The sequence below is a fragment of the Mesorhizobium sp. M1E.F.Ca.ET.041.01.1.1 genome, from assembly GCF_003997355.1.
Classification (GTDB): domain Bacteria; phylum Pseudomonadota; class Alphaproteobacteria; order Rhizobiales; family Rhizobiaceae; genus Mesorhizobium.
The window spans coordinates 1-20,063 of sequence record NZ_RZSL01000052.1 but is presented as its reverse complement, the minus strand read 5'-3'; the positions used below and the strand labels follow the sequence as shown (position 1 = coordinate 20,063).

Here is a 20,063-nt window from a genome sequence, read left to right as displayed (position 1 = left end):
TCTTTCGTACTCTCTACAAAAACCAAAAAGCCCAAACCCCCGCCACAGTACCGCCACAGCTTTAAAATTTGCCTAAGCGAACCCTAATGACTAGGTAAGGATCGTGAACGTCACGTTAGGTTTTTGTTCGGCATTTGAGACAATCGCGGTCGGAGCCCTGATTTTGCCGGGAAAAATCGCTTCGGCAGGCAAGCTGGCGCACCCGGGTCGCTTGACCTATATTCCGGCCATTGGCAGCCAGCGCCACGCAGATTGAAAGAACCATGAACAGCCTCGATCTTCCCGGACGCCCAGAAAACACCCGCGTCGTCGTTGCCATGTCGGGCGGCGTCGATTCGTCGGTCGTTGCCGGCATCCTGAAGCGAGAGGGCTATGATGTCGTCGGCGTCACCTTGCAGCTTTACGATCACGGCGCGGCCACACACCGGGCGGGTTCCTGCTGCGCCGGCCAGGATATCGACGACGCCCGCCGCGTCTCCGAGACGCTCGGCATCCCGCATTACGTGCTCGACTACGAAGAGCGCTTCCGCAAGGCGGTCATCGATCCCTTCGCCGAGAGCTATGTCGCCGGAGAGACGCCGATTCCCTGCGTGTCGTGCAACCAGACGGTCAAGTTCGCCGATCTTTTGGCCACCGCGCAGGATCTCGGCGCCGACGCCTTGGCCACCGGCCACTACATCCGCTCCCGCGCCAATGGCGCCCATCGCGCGCTCTACCGTCCGGTCGATGCCGACCGCGACCAGAGCTATTTCCTGTTCGCCACCACGCAGGCGCAGATCGACTATCTGCGCTTTCCGCTGGGCGGCCTCTCTAAGCCGCAGGTGCGGGCGATCGCCGAGGAGATGGGGCTGACGGTCGCCGCCAAGCAGGACAGCCAGGACATCTGCTTCGTACCGCAAGGCAAGTATTCCGACATCATCGCCAAGCTGAAGCCGGCGGCCGCCAATCCGGGCGACATCGTCCATATCGACGGCCGCGTGCTCGGGCGCCATGAAGGCATCCTGCGCTACACGATCGGCCAGCGCCGCGGCATCGGCATCGCCTCAGGCGAGCCGCTTTATGTCGTCCATCTCGACGCCGACCGGGCGCGCGTCGTCGTCGGCCCGCGCGAGGCGCTGGAGACGCACAAGATCTATCTGCGCGCCATGAACTGGCTTGGCGACGGCCCGCTCTCGGACGTCCCCGCCGGCGGCATCGAGCTTTTCGCAAAAGTCCGTTCGACCCGGCCGCCGCGCCCGGCCGTGCTGCATCATCGCGACGGCGTGACCTCGGTCGAGCTGGTCGACGGCGAATCCGGCATCGCGCCCGGGCAGGCCTGCGTGCTCTATTCCGATGACGGCAACGAGGCGCGTGTCTTCGGCGGCGGCTTCATCGAGCGCTCCGAGCGCGGCGCCGAGGCCGAGGCCATGCTGTCGAGGCTTGCGGCGCGGCCCGCGCACATTCCCGCCGAGTAAGCCAAAGCTTCCGCCAGCCGCTACAGTTCAGGATCGTCTTTGCAGGCGGCTCAGGCCGATGAACCGCTATGCGTCACCGTGCCCGCCGTCAGGATGCGCAAAACCCGGATCGCTTCCTCGCCGTCGGTGCGCGGTTCGGCGCGCGTCTCGATGCACTGCATGAAATGGGCAAGCTCCCGCGTCAACGGCATGCCTTCGCCGACTGCCACATAGGACGGCTCGTTCGCGGTGAAGGCCCACTGGCCGCTATCCTGCCAGACCGCGTGCCGATAGACGGCAAGCTTGCGCTCCCACGGCTCGACATCGTCGAACACCGCCATTGCCTTGGTGCCGACCACGGTCAGCCGCCGCTCGCGATAGGGATTGAGGCGAGAGGCGAAGAGATGACTGCGCACGCCATTGGGAAAACGCATGTGCAGATGCGCGAAGTCGCTGAGATTGTCTAAGAGCGCCGCGCCCTCGCCCCTGACCTCGATCGGTTCGGTGCCGGTGATGGCGAGGATCATCGACAGATCATGCGGCGCAAGGTCCCAAAGCGCGTCGTTCTCGGTATGGAACTTGCCGAGGCCGAGCCGGTGCGAGTGGATATAGCGGATCTCGCCGAGCTCGCCATTGTCGATGAGCGCCTTGAGCGTCTCGAAGGCAGGATGAAAGCGCAGCACATGGCCGACCATGAAGACGCGGCCATTGTCCCTTGCCGCCTTCACCGAACGCTCGGCGTCGGCGACCGTCAGCGCGATCGGCTTCTCCACCAGCACGTCCTTGCCGCCTTCGACGGCGCGCACCGCCATGTCGGCATGGTATTGCGGCGGCAGCGCCATGACGATGGCATCGACATCGGCGCGCTCGAACAGCTTGTCCGGCTCGATCGCCAAGCAGTCCTGCTCACTGGCGAAGCCTTCGGCGCGAGCGCGGTTGACGTCGGAAACGGCGTGGAGCGCGCCGAGCGCCTTGAGGGTGCGGATGTGGTTGCTGCCCCAGTATCCGCAACCGAGGACTGCGATGCGCGGCTTCATTCGTTCAAACTCTAGAATTTCATGGCCGAGACATAGCGACGTGCCCGGTCGAACTCAACCCCGCTGCATGCGCTTCAGTGCCTGCCCGGCAAAGCTTTTCTGGGATTGGATTATACTGGTGCGTCCGGCTTGACAGGTTTGCCCTGCCAACCTTATATCCGCGCGACCTTGGCGAACGCCTCGAAATTGCCCGATCCCTGGGCGGTTCCTCGAGCCTCTTCGTCACTCCTGGCGGAGTAGCTCAGTTGGTTAGAGCACGGGAATCATAATCCTGGGGTCGGGGGTTCAAGTCCCTCCTCCGCTACCACGAACCTCCGCTACCACGAATCCGTTAAGCGTTTGAAATACTTATTAAAATCGAAATTTATGGTAGCGCTCTCGGGCAAAATTTCTCAATAATTTCAATGCGGCGCCGTCAGTTTGCTCAGCCGCAATTCAGGTGCCGGGAGACGGTCGCGATCGCGCCGGAAGCGGACGTTTGGCACCCGAGCGACGACCGCGCCGACATTGTCGATGAGGTCAAAGATGTGCTCAGTGGAAACAATGCCTACAGAACTTTGGAAAGGAATTCCTTGGTTCGCGGATCACTTGCACGTGCGAAGAAGTCGGCGGGCGGTGCATGCTCAACGATCACACCCTTGTCGGTAAAGTAGATATGGTCCGCCGCCTCGCGCGCGAAACCCATCTCGTGCGTCACGAGAATGCAGGTCATGCCATCCTCGGCGACTTTCCTGACAGCGGAAAGCACTTCCTTCACCATCTCCGGGTCCAAAGCCGCGGTGACTTCGTCGAAGAGGATAACTTCGGGCTCCATGCACAGCGCCCGCGCAATCGCAACACGTTGCTGCTGGCCGCCTGACAGCTCTCCAGGATAGGAGCTCGCTTTGTCTGGAAGGCGCATCTCGCCGAGGAGCTTGCGGGCGCGTTCTTCGACCTGAGGCCGAGGCTGCTTCAGCACCTGGATCGGCGCCATGGCGACATTCTCCAGCACCGTCTTGTGCGGGAACAGATTGTATTGCTGGAAGACCATGCCAACACGATGTCGAAGCTTGACCTTGTCGACTTTCGGATCGTTGACCTTGATCTCGCCGACCGTGATGACGCCTTCATTGATCGGCGTCAGCCCGTTGATCGTTCTCAGAATTGTCGATTTACCCGATCCGGACGGGCCAATGATGGCCACGACTTCGCCCTTTCGGATATCTATGTCGATGCCGCGGAGAACCTCGACGGCTCCGAAAGACTTGCGAACACCGCGAAGCGCAATCAAGGGCTGGGACGAGCTGGAGAAGTTCATATCGAAACCTCATTTCGTACGGAAGCGGCGCTCGAGCATCAGGGACAGGCGGTTGATCGGCCACGTGTAGATGAAAAACATCGCCAGCAGCGAAAGGTACATCGGTATCAGCATCCGCGAGTCCGACACCGCCTGAACTGCCGCCTGCGTCCTGCCCAAAGCCTCTTCCACGCCAACGATCACCGAGAGTGGGGTCGCGGTAAGGAGGAGCGCATAGAGGTTCATCCACGGTGGGATCATCCGAGTAATGCACTGCGGCAGAATGATACGAAACAGCGTTGCGCTACGCCTGTAGCCCAAGGCTTCGGCGGCCTCCCACTGACCACGCGGGACGGAGTTGACCGCCCCACGTACGATTTCCGAGAAATTTGCGGCCACGGGGAACGAGAACCCTATCGTGGCGCGTAGCCAGCTCGGCATAACTATCACGGAGCCGCCGATACTGACCTGATAGGGCATCAGGAAGATGCAGTAGAACAGCAGGACCAGCCACGGTGCGTTGCGGAACAATTGCGTGGCCAGCCGCGAGGGCCAGCCGACAATGCGCAGGCTCGACAGTTGTCCCAGCCCCAGGAACGTCCCAACGGTCGTGCCGATGGTGATGGCAAGGACGCTCATCAGGATGTTGAGGCCAAATCCTTTCAGGAGGAAGGGCATCCACTCCAGGAGGCGACCGAACAAGTTCAGGTCCCCCATCACCCGACTCCCAGACCAAATCCGGGCAAACGTGTCGCCGCCTCAACCCGGTTGATGATGAAGACGACGGCTCCGGTCAGCCCCAGGTAGATCAGCAGCATGACGTTCATCATCTCGATGGTGTTCAGCGAATCCGACCAGATCTGGTTGGACACGTAGAGGAGCTCAGCTACGCCGACCGCGTAGGCGACCGTCGTTGCCTTGGTCAGGTCGACTAAGTTGTTCGACAGCGAGGCGAAAGAGAATCGCAGCGCCAGTGGGACCGTGACGGAGATGAAGGCCTGCGTGCGACTGTAACCCAGCGCCAGGGCAGCTTCCTCGTAGGAATTGTGAACCGCGCCGACACCGGAGCGGAACGTTTCCACGTTGAACGCGCCGGAGTAGAGCGAAAGCGAGATAACCGCCCAACTGAAACTGCCAAGGAGCGGCACCGGCAGGCCGATCTCATTCTGTGACACGGGCATGATGCTGCCAATCGCGAAGTAGAAGAAATACATCTGCACAAGCAGCGGCGTGTTGCGGAAAAGCGCAACATAGGCACGTACGACCGCTGTAGCGGGTCCCTTACTTAGCGTGAGAACCGCGGCGCCTGCTGCGCCAATAATGATGGAGAAGAATCCGCTGAGCACGACCAACAAAAGCGTGTTGCCGAGACCCTTCACGAAGCGATCGAAGTCGAACGCATCGTAAAAGATGGTCAGGTTTATCCCGGAGTCCGCGAGATGACGAAAGAATGTCTGGATGTCGGCAATCATAAGCCCTGACCTCAGTTGGTCCGGCGCCGCGGCGCCGGACATGCCGTTATGCAAGGATCAGTCGATGTGGTCCTTCAAAGCGTCATGCATCCTGATCAAGAAGGCTGAGTTCTTGATGCCGTTCGCTTTTTCCAGATCGAGGAGTGTGCCGTCCCGATGCATCTCCGAGATCACACCCGCTACGAAGTAATAGAAGGGCGACGACTGATCCGCCTGCCGCACCGCCATGCCCCAAGGCGTGTCTGCCTGAATTGGCAGCGGCATCTGGTAACCTGCCCATTTCGGGTCACTCAGGCGAACGTTAATTTGGTTATCGTCCTCCAGCAGGCCGATGCAGCGCCCCTGGGTCATGGCGGCTTCGGTCTCCGCGGTGCCCGGGAAAGCGAGAACCTTGATGCCGAATTCCTCCTGGGCCGGCTTGTTGTACCAGGCGCCCTGGACGGCACAGACAGTCTGGCCGGAAATCTGGCTCCATTGGGTGGCCTTCACTGCAGCCGGCAGGAATACTGTATAGCCGGACGAATAGTAGTTCGGATGCACGAATGTGACGATCTTGCGCCGTTCAGCGGTATCCGAGGCCGATGCGATCATCAAATCGATCTGGCCCTGCGCGAGGAATTCGAAGCGATTGGCAGAATTGACCTTGACGAATTCGGTCTTCACGCCGAGGACCTTGGCAATCTTGTTACCGATATCGACTTCCATACCCTTGAAGCTGCCGTCCGCAGCCCGGTATGACCACGGTACATAGTCGTCCTTCGTGCCGATCTTCAGCACGCCGGCCGCTTTTACGCGGCAAAGTGTATCGGTGCCGCAGTCGAGCGTCTGGGCGTAAGCTACTGATCCGGTGAATGCGATGCCGGCTGCAAGCGCCAGTGCCTTCAGGTTAATCATTTCAATTCCCTCTGATGGAGTTCAGTCCTCAAGAACCAACCTGTGCCCGTTTTTTTCTTTGGACTTCTGTTTGCGCAGCGCAGGTACTCAGTACGCAGCAAGCCTGTTGAATGTCCTGTCTTGCGGCAATGGCAAATCACTATTAGTAGTGAGATTACTGGAAACCATTATCCTGACTGCACATGCTGCTCCCCGACTTGCATGCTCTGGAAATCGCCGCGACCGTCATTGAGGAAGGCAGCATGAGCGCCGCAGCGGCTCAGCTTGGCCTGACGCAATCCGCGGTGTCGCAAGCGGTGAAGCGCGCCGAGGCACAGATCGATGTGCCGCTCGTGCATAGAGACCGCCGACCTCTGGTACCGACTGAGGCAGGCCGAGTTCTCGTTGCCCATATCCGGGAAATCGCCCTCAGGGCCGAGCGAGCGGTCGAGGAGGTCAGAGCGACGGCATCGCGCCCCGAGCGCCAGGATCTGCGTCTCGGCATGGTGGATACGTTTGCGTCGGCGGTTGGGCCGGTCCTGATCCGCGACCTTATGGAAGGGTCTATCGCCTTGCGCGTGACCGCCTTCTCAGGGCTGGCCCACGCCCATACCGATGCGCTGATGCGGCATGAGATTGACGCGGCGATCAGCTCAGACCCCATGGGAGAACTCGACGGGCTGATGCGGTTCCCGCTCTTTCGCGAGCCTTTCGTGCTGGTCTGTCCCGCCGCTTGGGGGGATATGCTGCGCAACCGGCCATTGCGGGACGTTTTGTTCGAGCATCGCCTAATCCGCTACAGTGCCCGCTCCCATATGGGCGCACAGGTTGAGCGGCACCTGCGGAGGCTACGCATTGAGCACCCGCAGGTGCTCGCCTTCGATACGTCGGACTCGCTGCTGGCCATGGTAGTCGGAGGTATGGGAGTGGCAATCATGACACCTCTCTGCCTCCTCCAGGGCGCAGTGCACTTCCCGGCGCTTGCCGTGCTACCCCTGCCCAGCCCCGGCTTTTCAAGGGAACTGACACTCATCACACGGCGCGGTGAGTTCGACACGCTCGGGCCGCGTATCGCCGAGGCCGCACGCGATATGCTGCGGCGTTACACACTGCCCCAGATCATCGGCCAGATATCGTGGCTTGAAGAGATGTCAAAAGACATGGTCTGGTCCCCGGCTTCGCCGGATGCAGCTCAAATCGACTGAAAAACCTGCGCAATTTTCTGCGGGGTGTCTTCTCGCGCAAGACAAAGGGCGAGAAGGATACGAGCCTTCTGTGGATTGAGATCGTTGCCAGCGATAATGCCCATGGCCTTGTGCCGGGCGCTGTCAACAACCTGGCTTGCTCCCGCGCGCGACGACTGCACGACGACAACCCCAGCCGCTATCGCGTCGGCCAGGGCAGCGGTCTCGGCCGGCGATCCTATTCCGGGACCGAAGCCAGCGGACACGATGCCTCTCGCGCCAGCCTCGACAAATGCCCTGATCGCGCAACCGTCGGCGCCGACGTAACTGTAAGCGATGTCGACGCGCGGCAGCCGACGCAGCAAATCTTGTGGGAAACCAGCCGCTTTTGGCCGAGGTTGCCTTGCCAAGCTGACTCGCGATCCGTCGATGGTGCCTATTGGTCCAAGCCAGGGCGATTGGAAGGCGTTCAGACGCAGCGTGTGGTTCTTCGTGACAGCACGCGGCGAATGGACTTCGTCATTCAGAACGACGAAAACGTTGCCTCCGTCCTCGTGCTTCGCAGTTGCGACGCGGACAGCGGCCGCCAGATTCGCGCCCGCATCCGAAGATATGCCCGTGAGCGGCCGCATGGACCCGGTGACGACCACTGGGACCTTGACCTCCAGAACCAGCGACAAGACCCATACTGTTTCTTCGAGGCTGGCCGTTCCGTGGCCGATCACTATCCCATCGAATGTTGAGTCACGGGATAGCTGTCGGCACAGGCTGGCCAGGTCGGCCCAGTCAGCGGACGAAATCGCCGTACTGTCCATCCGCCGGAAATCGATAGGTACGATATCCGCAATTGTACCCAGCAGGCCGGACCGCTCCAGGAGTGTCCGTGCATCCACACGCTCATCTGAAGCATTGTAGTCCAACAGATCGAATGGGTCGCTCCCGATGGACGCGATGGTTCCCCCGGTTCCAATGAAAGCAATTCTGGGCAGCAAGCTGGGTCCTCGGCGCGTGTCGTTATCGCTTACCGGGCGTAGGACGAGCCCGCAACGACCTGCCACTACAATAAATTCAAATTATGCTGTTCAGTGAAATCATTTAAGTCTCACGTCTTTGGTTTCAAACCGCAGACAGCTTTGCCATGCTGATGTCCATCATATTGCCGGATGGAACCCGCATGCCGCACACCCGTATCGATACCGACAGCCTTGGGTCCAGACAGTTGCCCGCAGGGGCACTCTATGGGGTTGCCACGCTCCGCGGTCAGGAGAACTTTGATATTTCATTCCGCAAACTTGGGGACGCGCCGGAGCTGATCGTCGCGCTTGCACGCGTCAAGCATGCGGCAGCAGCTGCCAATCGCGACATTGGCGTGCTGCCCGCCGAAATCGCCGATGCGATCATTGCGGCATCGGAGGAAATCGAGAATGGCCGTCATGTCGACCAGTTCGTCATCGATCTCCTGGAAGGGTCAGGCGGCACATCGATCAACATGAACGTGAACGAGGTGATTGCGAACCGCGCACTCCAGTTGTTGGGAGACGAGCCGGGCCAATATGACCGCATCCACCCGAACGACCATGTCAATACCGGCCAATCGACCAACGACGTCGTGCCAACAGCGGTGAAGCTGGCGGTCTACGACAAGTCACAATCGCTCATGGACGCCTTGTCGCATCTGGTGGCGGCGCTCGAGGATCGCGCACGGGCCTTCGACGACGTGCTGAGGATTGGTCGGACCTGCATGCAGGCGGCCCAACCGATGCGCCTGGGTCAAGCCTTCGGCGGCTACGCGGCGGCAATTCGCAGGCTCGTGCCGAAGTTGATGACTGCGCGTGACGAAATGCTGGTCCTGCCCCTCGGCGGAACAGCCATTGGCACCGGTCTCGGTTCGGCGCCCGGTTATCGTATCGCCGTATACCGGCACCTGCGCAAGATCGTCGGAGCCAACGTCCGCCCTGGCGAAAACATGTTCGACGCCATGCAGAGCGCTGATGGATTCGCGCGCGTCTCCTCCGAGATTCGCATCTGCGCCGAAGTCATCGGGAAGATCGCTTCGGACTTCGTCATCCTTTCATCGGGTCCGAACAGCGGCGTGGGAGAACTACATCTTCCTTCGGTCCAGCCTGGCTCCTCCATCATGCCCGGCAAAATCAACCCTGTCCTCCCCATGATGATGCAGCAGGTGGCTTTCGCAGTCGTGGGTAACGACGCCGCCGTGTCGCTGGCATCGCTGCAAGGACAACTCGAGATCAACCATTTTGAGCCCGTCATTGCCGCTCGCCTGTTTGACTCCATTGAATTGCTGGCGAAATCGACCCGGATCTTTGCCGACCGCTGCGTTGCCGGCATTGAGGCTGACCGCGAGCAATCGCTCAAAAACCTGATGCGATCGTCAGCTCTCGCGACGGTCTTTGTTCCGAAACTCGGATACGCCAAGGTCTCGAAGCTCGTATATGCCGCGGCCAACGAGCAGCGACCGTTCATCGAGCTTGCTATCGAAGAGGGTTTGCTGACGCGTGACGAGGTGCTCGACGCGTTGCGCGAAAGCACTGACTATCGCGAGGGCACGGCATAAGCCTCCAGTCGGTGGTACCGATGGCGCCGTTGCCAAGCGTGGTGAGCTAGCGCACAGGTCGTCCCGACATCTAGGCTGGACTGCCGAAGGACAGCTAGTTACTCGGTGCGTCAGGCAGTTCTCTATGACTGCTTTTGCGGCGCAAAGCAGCCATGCTCAGCTTCTGGCGTCAAACCTTCACTTCTAAGTACTCCTCGCGCCAACGGTTGTTCCGCTATGACGCGACACGGAATACGAACGGCACCGGTTCGGAATGTGGGAAACGCTTGAAACGGTCACCCGCTACCATCGATCCTCATGCAAAATCACCAAGCGCCACCACCGTTCCCCGGTCGCATTTAGGACGACATCATGTCGTCAACAGGATGCAGACGGTGGTTATCCCAGATCGCGTCATCAACGGCCATCGCCACACGATCGGAGTTCCAATGATGTGTATGGGCCGAAGGACTTTCCTACACCTGCCGGCGCCCGAAACTCTTCATCAAAGCGGACAGGCAAGGCCACGCCCTAACGTGGCTCAGCATTTCCGCTGCGGCTAGTTAGAATCCCTCACGCGAAAGATTAACGAGGCCCGCGTCTGACCACCCTTCAACCCCGAGAGCAGGAAGAATGTCATTGTCTGCCCTGAGGTCGCGACCATAAGCCGCCGACAATATTGAAACTCCAGACTCATGGAGCATGGCCGGTTTCCCGGTGATCTTCCCCAACAGTACGGTCGGCAGCAGCCCGAACGGAACATCCTCGAGAATGTAGCGGCTTTCGATGGTTGTCGGTCCAAAGCCACCGCGGCCCTGGCGGTCCATCTCCTGGTTCATTTCCGAAACGGTTCCCATCGGAACATGGAACGATAGTGAAAAATGCTCTTTGACGGTGCGAACCGCGATGCCGAAATGGGCTGCGATTGCCAACCGCTCTGCATCCAAAGCCTCGATAAGGCGGCCGACGGCCGGGGTGACATTCCCCCCCTGGCTCCATCGTTCGGCCTTTTCCATCCGTGTCAGATTAAGAAGGGCAATTCCCAGGTGGTTCTGTGGATTGAGGTTGCTGAGCGCGATCGCCAGCATCCCGTCGCGCTTGACGAAACGATCGCCGAACAAAGTCGTGCAAAGTTCGTACCCTTCATCTTGGGCTTTGAAAGGTAGCGTCGCGACGTCAAGCTTCTGGCGAATGGTAGTGACATGAACTTCGGTTGGTCCGAGTTGGCGGCCAGTCACCAGCGTTGTGCCCCAAACGACGATCGGCAACGAGGCCTTGCGTTCGGCCAACCGCTTGGAGAGATACAGCGCTGCGAATGAGCAATGCGAACTGATGATGACCGGAACTCCATCGATCAAATGGGGGACGGCGGCATCTATCACCATCTTGTGGCCGTAGGCCGGGAGCGCGATCACCACCACGTGCGCATTGGCGATGGCATCCTGGCAATCCTTGGCAATGCGCACCGGAACCGTCGCCTCTATATCCCCCGTCGCCTTCAACAACTCGCCAGCAGCCAACGCCCTGGTGCGCTGTCCCGACGGCGACCAGAGCGTTGGCAAATGCCCCGATCCTGCCAAATAAGCGGCAAGGCCATAAGCTATTGCTCCGGCGCCCAAAATACTCACGCGCATTAATATTCCTCCTGCTGCGGGCTTTATGGTTCGCCATTGCTGTCGATCAGCTTCAATTTTTCATTAGGTTCTTGCGCAAGTTGGAGCCGCATCTGCCCTCATCGGCCGCTTCCGATCGGGATTCTGGCTCTGAGCCGGCAAATGCGCAAAGCCGCAGCGAACATTCGTTTCTACTTGACATATATCAAAAACGAATGAGACGATGTCAATCATTCAGATTGCGCATGTAGGGAGAGCATGGAAACCCGAGACCTTCAGACCTTCCTTGCGGTTGCTGCCAGCGGCAGCATCACCAAGGCGGCTGACATGCTCGGTCGTTCCCAGCCTGCGGTGACACGCACCATTCAGGATCTCGAGGCCGAGCTTGGCTTCGAATTGCTGCATCGGATCGGTCGACGAGTGCAGCTGTCTGAAGAAGGAGTCGCCTTCGAGGAGGAAGCGCGGCGCCTGCTGATGTCCTTCACCGAACTCGCGGCGCGGGCCAAGATGATCGCGGCCGGCAGGGGCCGCATCCTGCAGATTGTGACGACGTCCGCGATCGGCACCGGCTTGATCCCGACGGCCCTGGCTGAGCTCAAGGGCGTCGAGCTTCCGCATGAGACGCATCTCGGGCAGTTTCTTCCCTCGATCGTCGCCCAGGAAGTGCGCAGCGGACGTGCCGAGATCGGGTTCTCAAGTCTGCCGCTCGATACGCCCGGTCTGGATGTCCTGCGGCTCTATTCGGCGCCCGATGTTGCGGCCGTGCGGGAGGACGACCCGCTGGCCAAGCTTGATGTCGTCCCGCTCGCGGGTTTTGCCGGTCGCCGCGTCGCCACGTTGCTCAATCCGCTGCGTTTTCAGTTGCATGTCGCCAAGGCCTTGGCGGCCCGGGGCATCGACACCGGCCCGGTGATCCGGACCAATACTGCCTATGGCGCCTTGCAGATCGTGCGCAAGACTGGGGTCGCGGCAGTCATCGATCCCCTCACGGCCTATGGCGTGCCCCTGCCGGGCGTCGTCATTCGCCCGCTCGATGTAACCGTTCTCTTTTATTGGGGCGTTGTGGCTGCAGCAAATCGCCCCCTTCGTCCAGTCGCACAGGCGTTGATCGATGCGGTCGAAGCGGTTGCTGAACGGTCGATCGCCGGCTTCAGGAAGCTCGATCCAGCCTTAGCCGGCCAATTGGTGACCGATCCCGCATCGGGCACAAGTCACGGAACTGGAATATGAAGCATACGCCCACCCCCGCAGGACTTGATGCACTGGAGGCACAACTTGCGCAGGATCTCGAGTTTCTCGAGCTGCCCTCCAAGCCCTGGGTCCCCAAGCGAATGCATGACGGCGTGCCGGTCCGTGACGTCGTTGTTATTGGCGCCGGCATGTGCGGACTTGCCGCCACGGCAAAGCTTGTCCTGACCGGGATCACCAATGTCGTCGCCTATGATGCCGCTCCGGCTGGACTCGAAGGTCCATGGGTGACGTTTGCGCGCATGCAGACGCTGCGCTCGCCGAAGACCCTGAACGGCCCCTCCCTTGGTCTGCCGCAGTTGACCTTCCGCGCCTGGTTCACCGCGCAATGGGGTGTTGAGGCCTGGCGGTCACTGGACAAGATCCCCAGGGGCCAGTGGATGGATTATCTGGTCTGGTACCGCAAGGTTCTTGCCCTGCCGGTGCGAAACAGCGTGCGCATGACCGGCGTCGCGCCTGTCGATGATTTGATTGCGATCGATGTCGAAGGCGCGGAAACGGGCCTGGTTCTGACCCGCCATCTCGTTCTGGCCACTGGCCGGTCCGGCCTCGGCGGTTTTGCCGTGCCCGATTTCCTCAAGGGCATCGATCGCACCTATTGGGCCCATTCTGCCGACGACATCGATTTCGATGCGCTGAAAGGCAAGCGTTTGGCGGTGATCGGCGCCGGCGCCTCTTCCATGGACAATGCCGCAACGGCGCTCGAGGCGGGCGCCGGTTCTGTCGACATGTTGATCCGGCGCAAGGAAATGCCGCGCATCAATAAGCTGACCGGCATCGGCAGCCAGGGAGTCGTGCACGGTATCTATCACCTGCCCGACGCCTGGAAATGGAAATTCTTCGACTATACTGCCTCGACCCAGACGCCGCCGCCGCGTTCTTCGACGCTTCGCGTGTCTCGCCACCCGAATGCGCGGTTCTTCCTCGACTGTGGCATCGTCGCAATAAAGGAAGATGCCGGAGGCCTTGTGGTCGAAACCACACAAGGGGCAATGCGCTACGATTTCCTGATCGCGGCAACCGGCTTTTCGAACGACTTCAGCGACCGCCCCGAATTTGCAGCTCTCGCCCCCTATATCCGGACCTGGTCGGATGGTCGATACACATCGGATATGGGACCGCCGCGTCCAGGTATGTCGGAGGCGCCGGACCTCGGTCCAGCTTTCGAGTTTCGCGAACGCATTCCCGGCTCCTACCCGATGCTGGCGCATATCCACTGCTTCAACGATGCCGCCATGCTGACTCATGGGAAGGTGTCCGGCGATATCCCAGCCGTCAGCGCCGGTGCCGACCGTCTCGTCCGGGGCATTACCGCATCGCTCTTTGCGGAAGATGTCGAAACCCACTTCGCCAATCTGATCGCTTACGACACCCCCGAACTTCTGGGTGACGAATGGGCCGATTCAACACCTCTGCTGCAGAAGGAGGCCGTGCAGTGATCGACGCAATGGATAAGGCCGCCGGTCTTTCGCCGGAAGATGCCCTTTTCGCTGCGCGGCGGTTTCGACCCGAATTCGTGCAAGGGGCTGAGGAATGTCGCCTTTCTGTAATGCGTCCGGCAAATGACCAAGGGCTGGCGCCGAATTTGCGGGTTGCTCTGGCCCGTCGCATGGCCGCCCTGAATGCCGATCCGGTCCTGATGGCTGAATATGATGTGCAGCTGGCTCAGTTCGGTCCGACGGAGCAGCTTCTGGCCTTGGCTCGAGGCGAAACGGATCTTGAGGAGCCATTGGCGACCATCGCCAAGCATGTCGACCTGATCACGCTGACGCCGAAAAAAGCAGAGGCGAGTCACATCGTGCTGCTGGCGCAGGCCGGATTGAACAACCCTCAGATCGTCGCGCTCTCCGAACTGATTGCCTTCGCAAACTTCCAGACCCGGGTTGCGACCGGCCTGCGATTGATGAGGTCGGTATGATTTCCTCGGTTCGCCTGAAGCCTCTGAATTGGCATCCCTACATCGCACCGGTCGAGCTATCCGAGGCCACGCCGGAGCAGCTCGAAGCGATGAAGGTCACGCCCTCTGCCAAGAAAGTTTCGGAATATGTGCGCACCCTCGTACATGATCCCGAAAGCTATCTTGCCCGCACGATCCTGTTCAACGCCATTATGTATGTCGAAGGCGGACTTGCCCGCCCCGATCGCGAACTTGGCGCGTTAGGCGCGTCGATGATCAACGGCTGCAAATTCTGTGCCGTCGTTCACGCTCGCCGGCATGCGGAGCTGACCAAGAGCGATGACGTGGTCACTGCGCTGTACCTCGACAAAACCGAAAACCTTGGGCCGCGCGATGCGGCAATCTACAGCTTTGCCCGCCGACTGTCGGCGGCGCCGTCGGAAGCGACGGCGGATGATATCGCCTCGCTTCGATCTGTCGGAATGGATGATGCCGAAATCATCGACCTGATCCACGCCATATCGATCTTCGGCTGGGCAAACCGGCTGATGCACGTTCTCGGCCATGCGGAGGCCGGGAAATGAAGTCGCATATCGTCACCACCATCGGGCTGGATGCCGCCAACAAAAGCCGGCCGACCCGGCAGCTGATGACAAGAAAAGGGGAACTGATGCGCAGGAATTCCTGGCCGCATGGCGATCGTCTGGCCGTCGGCCCCTCGCGCACGAAATAAAGGAACACCAATCAGAAATGCTCGAACTCAGAGATATCAGGCTGTCCTACGGAAGCACCCAGGTCCTGAACGGCGTCAATCTTTCGGTGCAACGCGGAGACGTGGTGTCAATCATCGGCCCGAGCGGGACCGGCAAGACCACGCTGCTGAAATGCATTAACTACCTGGCCAAGCCGTCGTCAGGAACCATCGCATTCGACCAGATTCGGATGGACTACCAGCGCGCCGACAAGACCGCTGTCCAGGCGATCCGGCTCCGGACAGCGATGGTCTTTCAGCAATTCAATGTCTTCAAGAATATGACAGTCCTCCAGAACGTGATGGATCCGCTTGTCGTCGTGCAGCGCAAGTCCGCGGACGAGGCGCGTGAAATCGCGCTGCGAGAGCTTGACCGGGTCGGTCTCTCGGCGAAGCGGGACAGCTATCCTTCCCAGCTGTCGGGCGGCCAGCTCCAACGCACCGGCATCGCGCGTGCGCTGGCGGTTCGTCCCGACGTGATGCTCTTCGATGAACCCACGTCATCACTGGATCCTGAGCTCGTCGGTGAAGTTCTGAAGGTGATCAAGGATGTCACGTCGTCAGGGATCACTTCGTTGCTTGTGACCCACGAGATGCAGTTCGCAAAGAACATCTCGAACCGGATCGTCTTCATGGATCGTGGCGTGGTTGCCGCCGACGGCAGTCCGGCTGAGATCTTCGATGCGCCTTCCAGCCCACGACTTGCTCAATTCCTGCAGTCAGAACTCGCTTTTCAATAACTCAACGAGAAGGGAACCTAAGAAATGTCTGCAATCACATCCAATTTTTCCCGTCGCGCTGCCCTGACTGTTGCCGGCGGCATCGCAATTGCCCTTGCAACCGCGGGGATCAGCCACGGTGAGACGGTCCGGACGATCAAGATCGCCACGTCGGCAGAATCCAAGCCGCTGGCGTGGGGCGCGATCGGCGTCGAACCACAAGGCTATGAGCCCGATCTCCTGAGGGCAATCAACGCCAAGCTGCCGCAATACAAGTTCGAGATGGAAGGCGTCTCGGACATAGCGCAGGAAACCGGCCTCGCCACAGGCAAGTACGACATCGCGGTCGGTGGCTACTACAAGTCCCCCGAGCGCGCCAAACAGTTCTTCATTCCGGAGAGCCCTATGGGTGCCAGCCTGATGAAGATCTACAGCAAAAAAGGCAGCGGCATCAAGGAAATGAAAGATCTGGTCGGCAAGAGAATCGTTCCGACCACGGCTGGCGGGGGAACCTACAAGTTCATCATGAACTGGCAGAAAGAGAACCCGCAATACAAGCTCGACGTGACGGCATCGAGCGCGGGCATCCCGTACCCGAACCGTCTGGACGAAGTTCAGAACGGCAAGTTCGACGCACTGGTCCTGCCTTCGAATCTGGGGGAGCAGACCGTCATCGAGGAAAAGAAGCTCGATATCGTGGCGTCCGAGCCAGTCTTTAGCAACAACACCTACATGCTCATTCACAGGTCAGATGAAAACAAGGTTCTGGCTGACGATATGAGCAAGGTTCTTAAGGAATTGAAAGACGACGGTACGATCGAAAAGCTCTCGCAGAAATGGTTCGGCGAGGGCATCGTCCAGTACATGAAATAACAGGGCGTCTACGACTAGGTTTGTTAGTCAGCGGCAAGGCTGAATTGCAAGAAGGAGTGTTTCAAAGTGGATGTTTCTGCTATGATTCCCGAGTTGCTCTCGGCGTTGCCGCTGACGCTCGCCATCACGTTCACGGCCATGTTGGTCGGCTTTTGCCTGGCTCTCGTCGCGACAACACTCCGGGTTCGCAGGATACCGGTGGTCAGCCACCTGACCGACATCTACGTGTCTTATGCCCGGAGTGTTCCCGTCGTCCTCCAGTTGTTCGTCGCGTTCTACGGGCTTCCCCTATTGGTGGCCCTGTTCGGTTCCGCAGATTTTTTCTCACCGACGGTCGCTGCAATGGTGGGGCTGAGCTTTTACCATGGGGGATATCTGTCGGAAGTCATGCGGCCCGCATACCTGGCCGTCGATCGCGGCCAGCATGATGCGGCAGACAGTCTAGGATACACCTTCCGCCAGAAGATCGCTCGCGTCGTGGGCCCGCAGGCGGTGCACTTCGCGTTGCCAGGCTATGGAAACTCCATCATCTACCTGATCCATAACGTTGCGCTGGTCATGTATATCGGGGCGGCGGACGTGATGGCGACCGCGCACTTGATCATGGAGCGCGACTATAACCAGTACCAGTTCGAAACCTACCTCGTCCTGGCGGTCATCTATTCGCTGATGTGCCTGATCGCGTGGCTCATCGTGCGGTTCTTCGAGCTTCGCTCACCGATGCAGGCACCGGAGGCGACGACCACGGCTCAGATCAAGAACGCGCTCATCGCGAGCGCCTGACGTAAGGGCATTCGACCGTGTTTGATACCGATATTCTACTCCAGGACTCGCAGGAAATTCTGGGCGCCGTACCCGTAACGCTCGGCATGGCTTTCATGATTTTCGTCTTGTCGACGATAGTCGGCAGCATTTTTGCACTCGTCGAATATAGACGGGTCCCGGTACTGCGGGAGTTCATCATGGCTTACAAGGTCGTCTTCAAGGGCGTTCCGATGGTCATCGTGATTTTCCTCGCCTATTTCGGTCTGCCCCCGGCATTCCAGTTCCTGCTCTCGTTGCTCGGGATCAACTTCAACGCCCACGAAACGCCCAACTGGATAATCCTTGTCATTGCAGTGACCGGCTGTGTCGCGGCGTTCCAAGCGGAGATCATCAAGGGAGCCCTGAACGCCTTCGATACCGGTCAATCAGACGCCGCCCATTCGCTGGGCTATACAAGCGGCCAACTGTTCCGACGGATCCTATTTCCCCAGGTGACCCTTACGGCAATTCCCGACCTCACGACCTCCATGATGGTCATCATGAAGGCGCTTTCCCTCGGGTTCGCCATCGAGGTTGTCGATATCTTCGCCCAGTCCCAGTTGACCGCGGCGCTGAATTATTACTACCTCGAAGCCTTCGTGATTGCCGTCGTGATCTACATGGTGATTGCCTATATCGTCACGCAGATTGCCGATAGGCTGGAACGGGCGCTGAGAGTGCGGACCTGAGCCGAAGCGTCGTCGAAAGAGCACGCGAATTCGCCGCCAGAGTCGGCGAGCTCGGTAGCCGCCGGGCTCTTCCAACCGGGGTCCGGCGGTGGCGGACCTCCGCTAGCAAAATTCTCTCCGCGATCTCAAATAGATTGCTGGCTTCAACGTTAACCAAGCCGCTCAGTCTCCCCGGACTCAAGCCAACCCAAACCGCTCGACGGCCCGCATGATGCCGCGCAGTTCGGCAAGGCCCTTCAGCCGGCCGATCAGCGAGTAGCCGGGATTGATCCTGGTCTTGCCGATGTCGTCGGCGAGCAGATGTCCATGATCCGGCCGCATCGGAATGCGCCAGTCGGCACGGCCTTCCTTCCGGCGGCGCGCCTCCTCTTGCATCAGCGCAAGGATGACATGCGCCATGTCGGTGCCGCCCTCGAGATGCTCGGCCTCGTGGAACGAGCCGTCATCCTCGATGGTGACGTTGCGCAGATGGACGAAATGGATGCGGCCGGCGAATTCCTTGACCATGGCGACGATGTCGTTGTCGGCGCGCGTGCCATAGGAGCCGGTGCAGAACGTCAGCCCGTTGGCCGGGCTGTCGACGGCGGCCAGGATAAAGCGCGCATCCTCGGCGGTCGAAACGATGCGCGGCAGGCCGTAAAGCGAGAAGGGCGGATCGTCGGGATGGATGCACATGCGCACCCCTTCCTGTTCGGCCACCGGAATGATCTCGCGCAGAAACCAGGCGAGGTTGTCGCGCAATTCCCTCGGCCCGATCGAATCGTATTCGGCCAGCGCCTCGCGAAAGCTGTCGCGGTTGTAGCTGCGCTCGGTGGCGGGCAGGCCGGCGATGAGGTTGCGCTCGATCCTGTCGATCTTCTCGTCGCCGAGTTCCTTCAGCCGCGATTGCGCCTCGGCGATGCGGGCGGACGTGTAGCCGGCCTCGGCATTGCTGCGCTTCAGCACGAACAGGTCGTAAGCCGCGAAATCGATCGCGTCGAAGCGCAACGCATAACCGGTGGTCGGAAGGCGATAGGCCAGATCCGTGCGGGTCCAGTCGACCACCGGCATGAAATTGTAGCAGATCGTCGCGATGCCGGCCTTGGCGAGCGCGCGGATCGTGTCCTTGTAGAAGCCGACATAGCGGGACCGTTCCGGCGAGCCGATCTTGATCGAGTTGTGGACGGGAATGCTCTCGACGACCGACCAGGTCAGCCCCGCCGCCTCGATGATCCGCTTGCGCTCCAGGATGTTTTCCAGCGGCCAGGCGCGTCCATCATAGATGTCGTGCAGGGCCGAGACGACGCCGGTCGCACCCGCCTGCTTGACATGATCGAGTGTCACCGGATCGTCCGCGCCATACCAGCGCCAGCACTGTTCCATCGTCGCTTTCCTTCTTCGAGAGAGCGACAACTTATTGTTGGACCACAATGAGAGTCAAATTAAAAATCCGACGCCCGCTAAGGGACAAACGCCTCACAAATTCCTGCGAAATTCGACGAAGCAGGTCCGAATCAGATTGTTTTCCCCCAAATCATACGATATTCTGGTCCAACAATTAGGAGAATGGATGTCGGAAAACTCTCAGGCCGTGCGGGACAATGCCGTCGCCCGCCGCGCCGGCGGCAGGTCCGCGGTCGATACCGCGGCCGGGCGGATCC

Annotated in this window: 21 protein-coding genes and 1 tRNA gene; 14 read left to right on the top strand and 8 right to left on the bottom strand. The window is 60.0% G+C overall.

The window, feature by feature from the left end; translation table 11 throughout:
* Positions 1-103 precede the first annotated feature (103 nt).
* Both EOA38_RS39020 and mnmA read left to right on the top strand, forming a co-directional pair.
* Positions 104-256 (top strand): hypothetical protein, encoded by a 153-nt coding sequence (locus EOA38_RS39020; protein ID WP_189350547.1) that lies wholly within the window; start codon positions 104-106, stop codon positions 254-256.
* 7 nt (positions 257-263) lie between these two features.
* Complete coding sequence (gene mnmA / locus EOA38_RS07290) at positions 264-1,454, top strand: tRNA 2-thiouridine(34) synthase MnmA (RefSeq protein ID WP_126092285.1); 1,191 nt, start codon at positions 264-266, stop codon at positions 1,452-1,454.
* Positions 1,455-1,504: 50 nt separating this feature from the next.
* On the opposite strand, the gene EOA38_RS07285 is transcribed toward mnmA, so the two are convergent.
* Positions 1,505-2,470: a Gfo/Idh/MocA family oxidoreductase gene (locus EOA38_RS07285; protein WP_126092284.1), complete on the bottom strand. Its 966-nt coding sequence runs from the start codon at positions 2,468-2,470 to the stop codon at positions 1,505-1,507.
* 230 nt (positions 2,471-2,700) lie between these two features.
* On the opposite strand from EOA38_RS07285, the gene EOA38_RS07280 reads away from it, so the two are divergent.
* Positions 2,701-2,777 (top strand) — tRNA-Met (locus EOA38_RS07280).
* A 240-nt stretch (positions 2,778-3,017) separates the two neighbouring features.
* On the opposite strand, the gene EOA38_RS07275 is transcribed toward EOA38_RS07280, so the two are convergent.
* Genes EOA38_RS07275 through EOA38_RS07260 form a run of 4 tightly spaced genes read right to left on the bottom strand, consistent with a single transcriptional unit; the run spans position 3,018 to position 5,995 of the window.
* On the bottom strand, positions 3,018-3,767 hold the full coding sequence (locus tag EOA38_RS07275; RefSeq protein ID WP_126092283.1) for an amino acid ABC transporter ATP-binding protein: 750 nt from the start codon (positions 3,765-3,767) through the stop codon (positions 3,018-3,020).
* Between the two features lie 9 nt (positions 3,768-3,776).
* On the bottom strand, positions 3,777-4,463 hold the full coding sequence (locus EOA38_RS07270) for an amino acid ABC transporter permease (RefSeq protein WP_126092282.1): 687 nt from the start codon (positions 4,461-4,463) through the stop codon (positions 3,777-3,779).
* The gene (locus EOA38_RS07265; RefSeq protein WP_127220519.1) at positions 4,463-5,218 is read right to left on the bottom strand and encodes an amino acid ABC transporter permease; all 756 of its coding nucleotides are present in this window, start codon (positions 5,216-5,218) and stop codon (positions 4,463-4,465) included. The genes EOA38_RS07270 and EOA38_RS07265 overlap by 1 nt, the downstream gene beginning before the upstream one ends.
* Positions 5,219-5,275: 57 nt before the next feature.
* The gene (locus EOA38_RS07260; RefSeq protein ID WP_189434533.1) at positions 5,276-5,995 is read right to left on the bottom strand and encodes a transporter substrate-binding domain-containing protein; all 720 of its coding nucleotides are present in this window, start codon (positions 5,993-5,995) and stop codon (positions 5,276-5,278) included.
* Between the two features lie 299 nt (positions 5,996-6,294).
* Here EOA38_RS07260 and EOA38_RS07255 point away from each other — a divergent pair, with 299 nt between their 5' ends.
* Positions 6,295-7,296: a LysR family transcriptional regulator gene (locus tag EOA38_RS07255; protein WP_126092279.1), complete on the top strand. Its 1,002-nt coding sequence runs from the start codon at positions 6,295-6,297 to the stop codon at positions 7,294-7,296.
* On the opposite strand, the gene EOA38_RS07250 is transcribed toward EOA38_RS07255, so the two are convergent.
* A complete protein-coding gene (locus EOA38_RS07250; protein ID WP_245480788.1) occupies positions 7,284-8,267 on the bottom strand; it encodes an asparaginase in 984 nt (327 codons plus the stop codon). The two genes, EOA38_RS07255 and EOA38_RS07250, sit on opposite strands and share 13 nt — an antisense overlap.
* Positions 8,268-8,413: 146 nt before the next feature.
* On the opposite strand from EOA38_RS07250, the gene EOA38_RS07245 reads away from it, so the two are divergent.
* Positions 8,414-9,850 (top strand): aspartate ammonia-lyase, encoded by a 1,437-nt coding sequence (locus tag EOA38_RS07245; RefSeq protein ID WP_245464897.1) that lies wholly within the window; start codon positions 8,414-8,416, stop codon positions 9,848-9,850.
* A gap of 542 nt (positions 9,851-10,392) precedes the next feature.
* On the opposite strand, the gene EOA38_RS07240 is transcribed toward EOA38_RS07245, so the two are convergent.
* The gene (locus tag EOA38_RS07240) at positions 10,393-11,463 is read right to left on the bottom strand and encodes an NAD/NADP-dependent octopine/nopaline dehydrogenase family protein (protein ID WP_127220521.1); all 1,071 of its coding nucleotides are present in this window, start codon (positions 11,461-11,463) and stop codon (positions 10,393-10,395) included.
* A gap of 237 nt (positions 11,464-11,700) precedes the next feature.
* Between EOA38_RS07240 and EOA38_RS07235 the strand changes: the two genes are divergently transcribed.
* The 9 genes from EOA38_RS07235 (at position 11,701) to EOA38_RS07200 (ending at position 18,423) form a co-directional block, all read left to right on the top strand.
* Entirely contained in the window at positions 11,701-12,672 is a 972-nt protein-coding gene (locus EOA38_RS07235; protein WP_127298830.1) for a LysR family transcriptional regulator, read from the top strand.
* Entirely contained in the window at positions 12,669-14,129 is a 1,461-nt protein-coding gene (locus tag EOA38_RS07230) for an NAD(P)/FAD-dependent oxidoreductase (RefSeq protein WP_126092277.1), read from the top strand. Before EOA38_RS07235 ends, EOA38_RS07230 begins: the two co-directional genes overlap by 4 nt.
* Entirely contained in the window at positions 14,126-14,608 is a 483-nt protein-coding gene (locus EOA38_RS07225; RefSeq protein ID WP_126092276.1) for a hypothetical protein, read from the top strand. Before EOA38_RS07230 ends, EOA38_RS07225 begins: the two co-directional genes overlap by 4 nt.
* Positions 14,605-15,171, top strand: a complete 567-nt coding sequence (locus tag EOA38_RS07220) for a peroxidase-related enzyme (RefSeq protein WP_126092275.1) — start codon at positions 14,605-14,607, stop codon at positions 15,169-15,171. The genes EOA38_RS07225 and EOA38_RS07220 overlap by 4 nt, the downstream gene beginning before the upstream one ends.
* Positions 15,168-15,320 (top strand): hypothetical protein, encoded by a 153-nt coding sequence (locus EOA38_RS39015; RefSeq protein ID WP_189350545.1) that lies wholly within the window; start codon positions 15,168-15,170, stop codon positions 15,318-15,320. Before EOA38_RS07220 ends, EOA38_RS39015 begins: the two co-directional genes overlap by 4 nt.
* 17 nt (positions 15,321-15,337) lie before the next feature.
* Positions 15,338-16,078, top strand: coding sequence for an amino acid ABC transporter ATP-binding protein (locus EOA38_RS07215; RefSeq protein ID WP_126092274.1), 741 nt, complete (start codon positions 15,338-15,340; stop codon positions 16,076-16,078).
* Positions 16,079-16,102: 24 nt separating this feature from the next.
* Positions 16,103-16,930, top strand: coding sequence for a transporter substrate-binding domain-containing protein (locus tag EOA38_RS07210; RefSeq protein WP_126092273.1), 828 nt, complete (start codon positions 16,103-16,105; stop codon positions 16,928-16,930).
* 66 nt (positions 16,931-16,996) lie between these two features.
* Entirely contained in the window at positions 16,997-17,713 is a 717-nt protein-coding gene (locus EOA38_RS07205; RefSeq protein ID WP_126092272.1) for an amino acid ABC transporter permease, read from the top strand.
* A gap of 17 nt (positions 17,714-17,730) precedes the next feature.
* Positions 17,731-18,423 carry an amino acid ABC transporter permease gene (locus tag EOA38_RS07200; protein WP_127221764.1) on the top strand — a complete coding sequence of 231 codons (693 nt, stop codon included), beginning with the start codon at positions 17,731-17,733 and terminating at the stop codon, positions 18,421-18,423.
* A 177-nt stretch (positions 18,424-18,600) separates the two neighbouring features.
* On the opposite strand, the gene uxuA is transcribed toward EOA38_RS07200, so the two are convergent.
* Positions 18,601-19,785: a mannonate dehydratase gene (gene uxuA, locus EOA38_RS07195; protein WP_126092270.1), complete on the bottom strand. Its 1,185-nt coding sequence runs from the start codon at positions 19,783-19,785 to the stop codon at positions 18,601-18,603.
* Between the last annotated feature and the right edge of the window lie 278 nt (positions 19,786-20,063).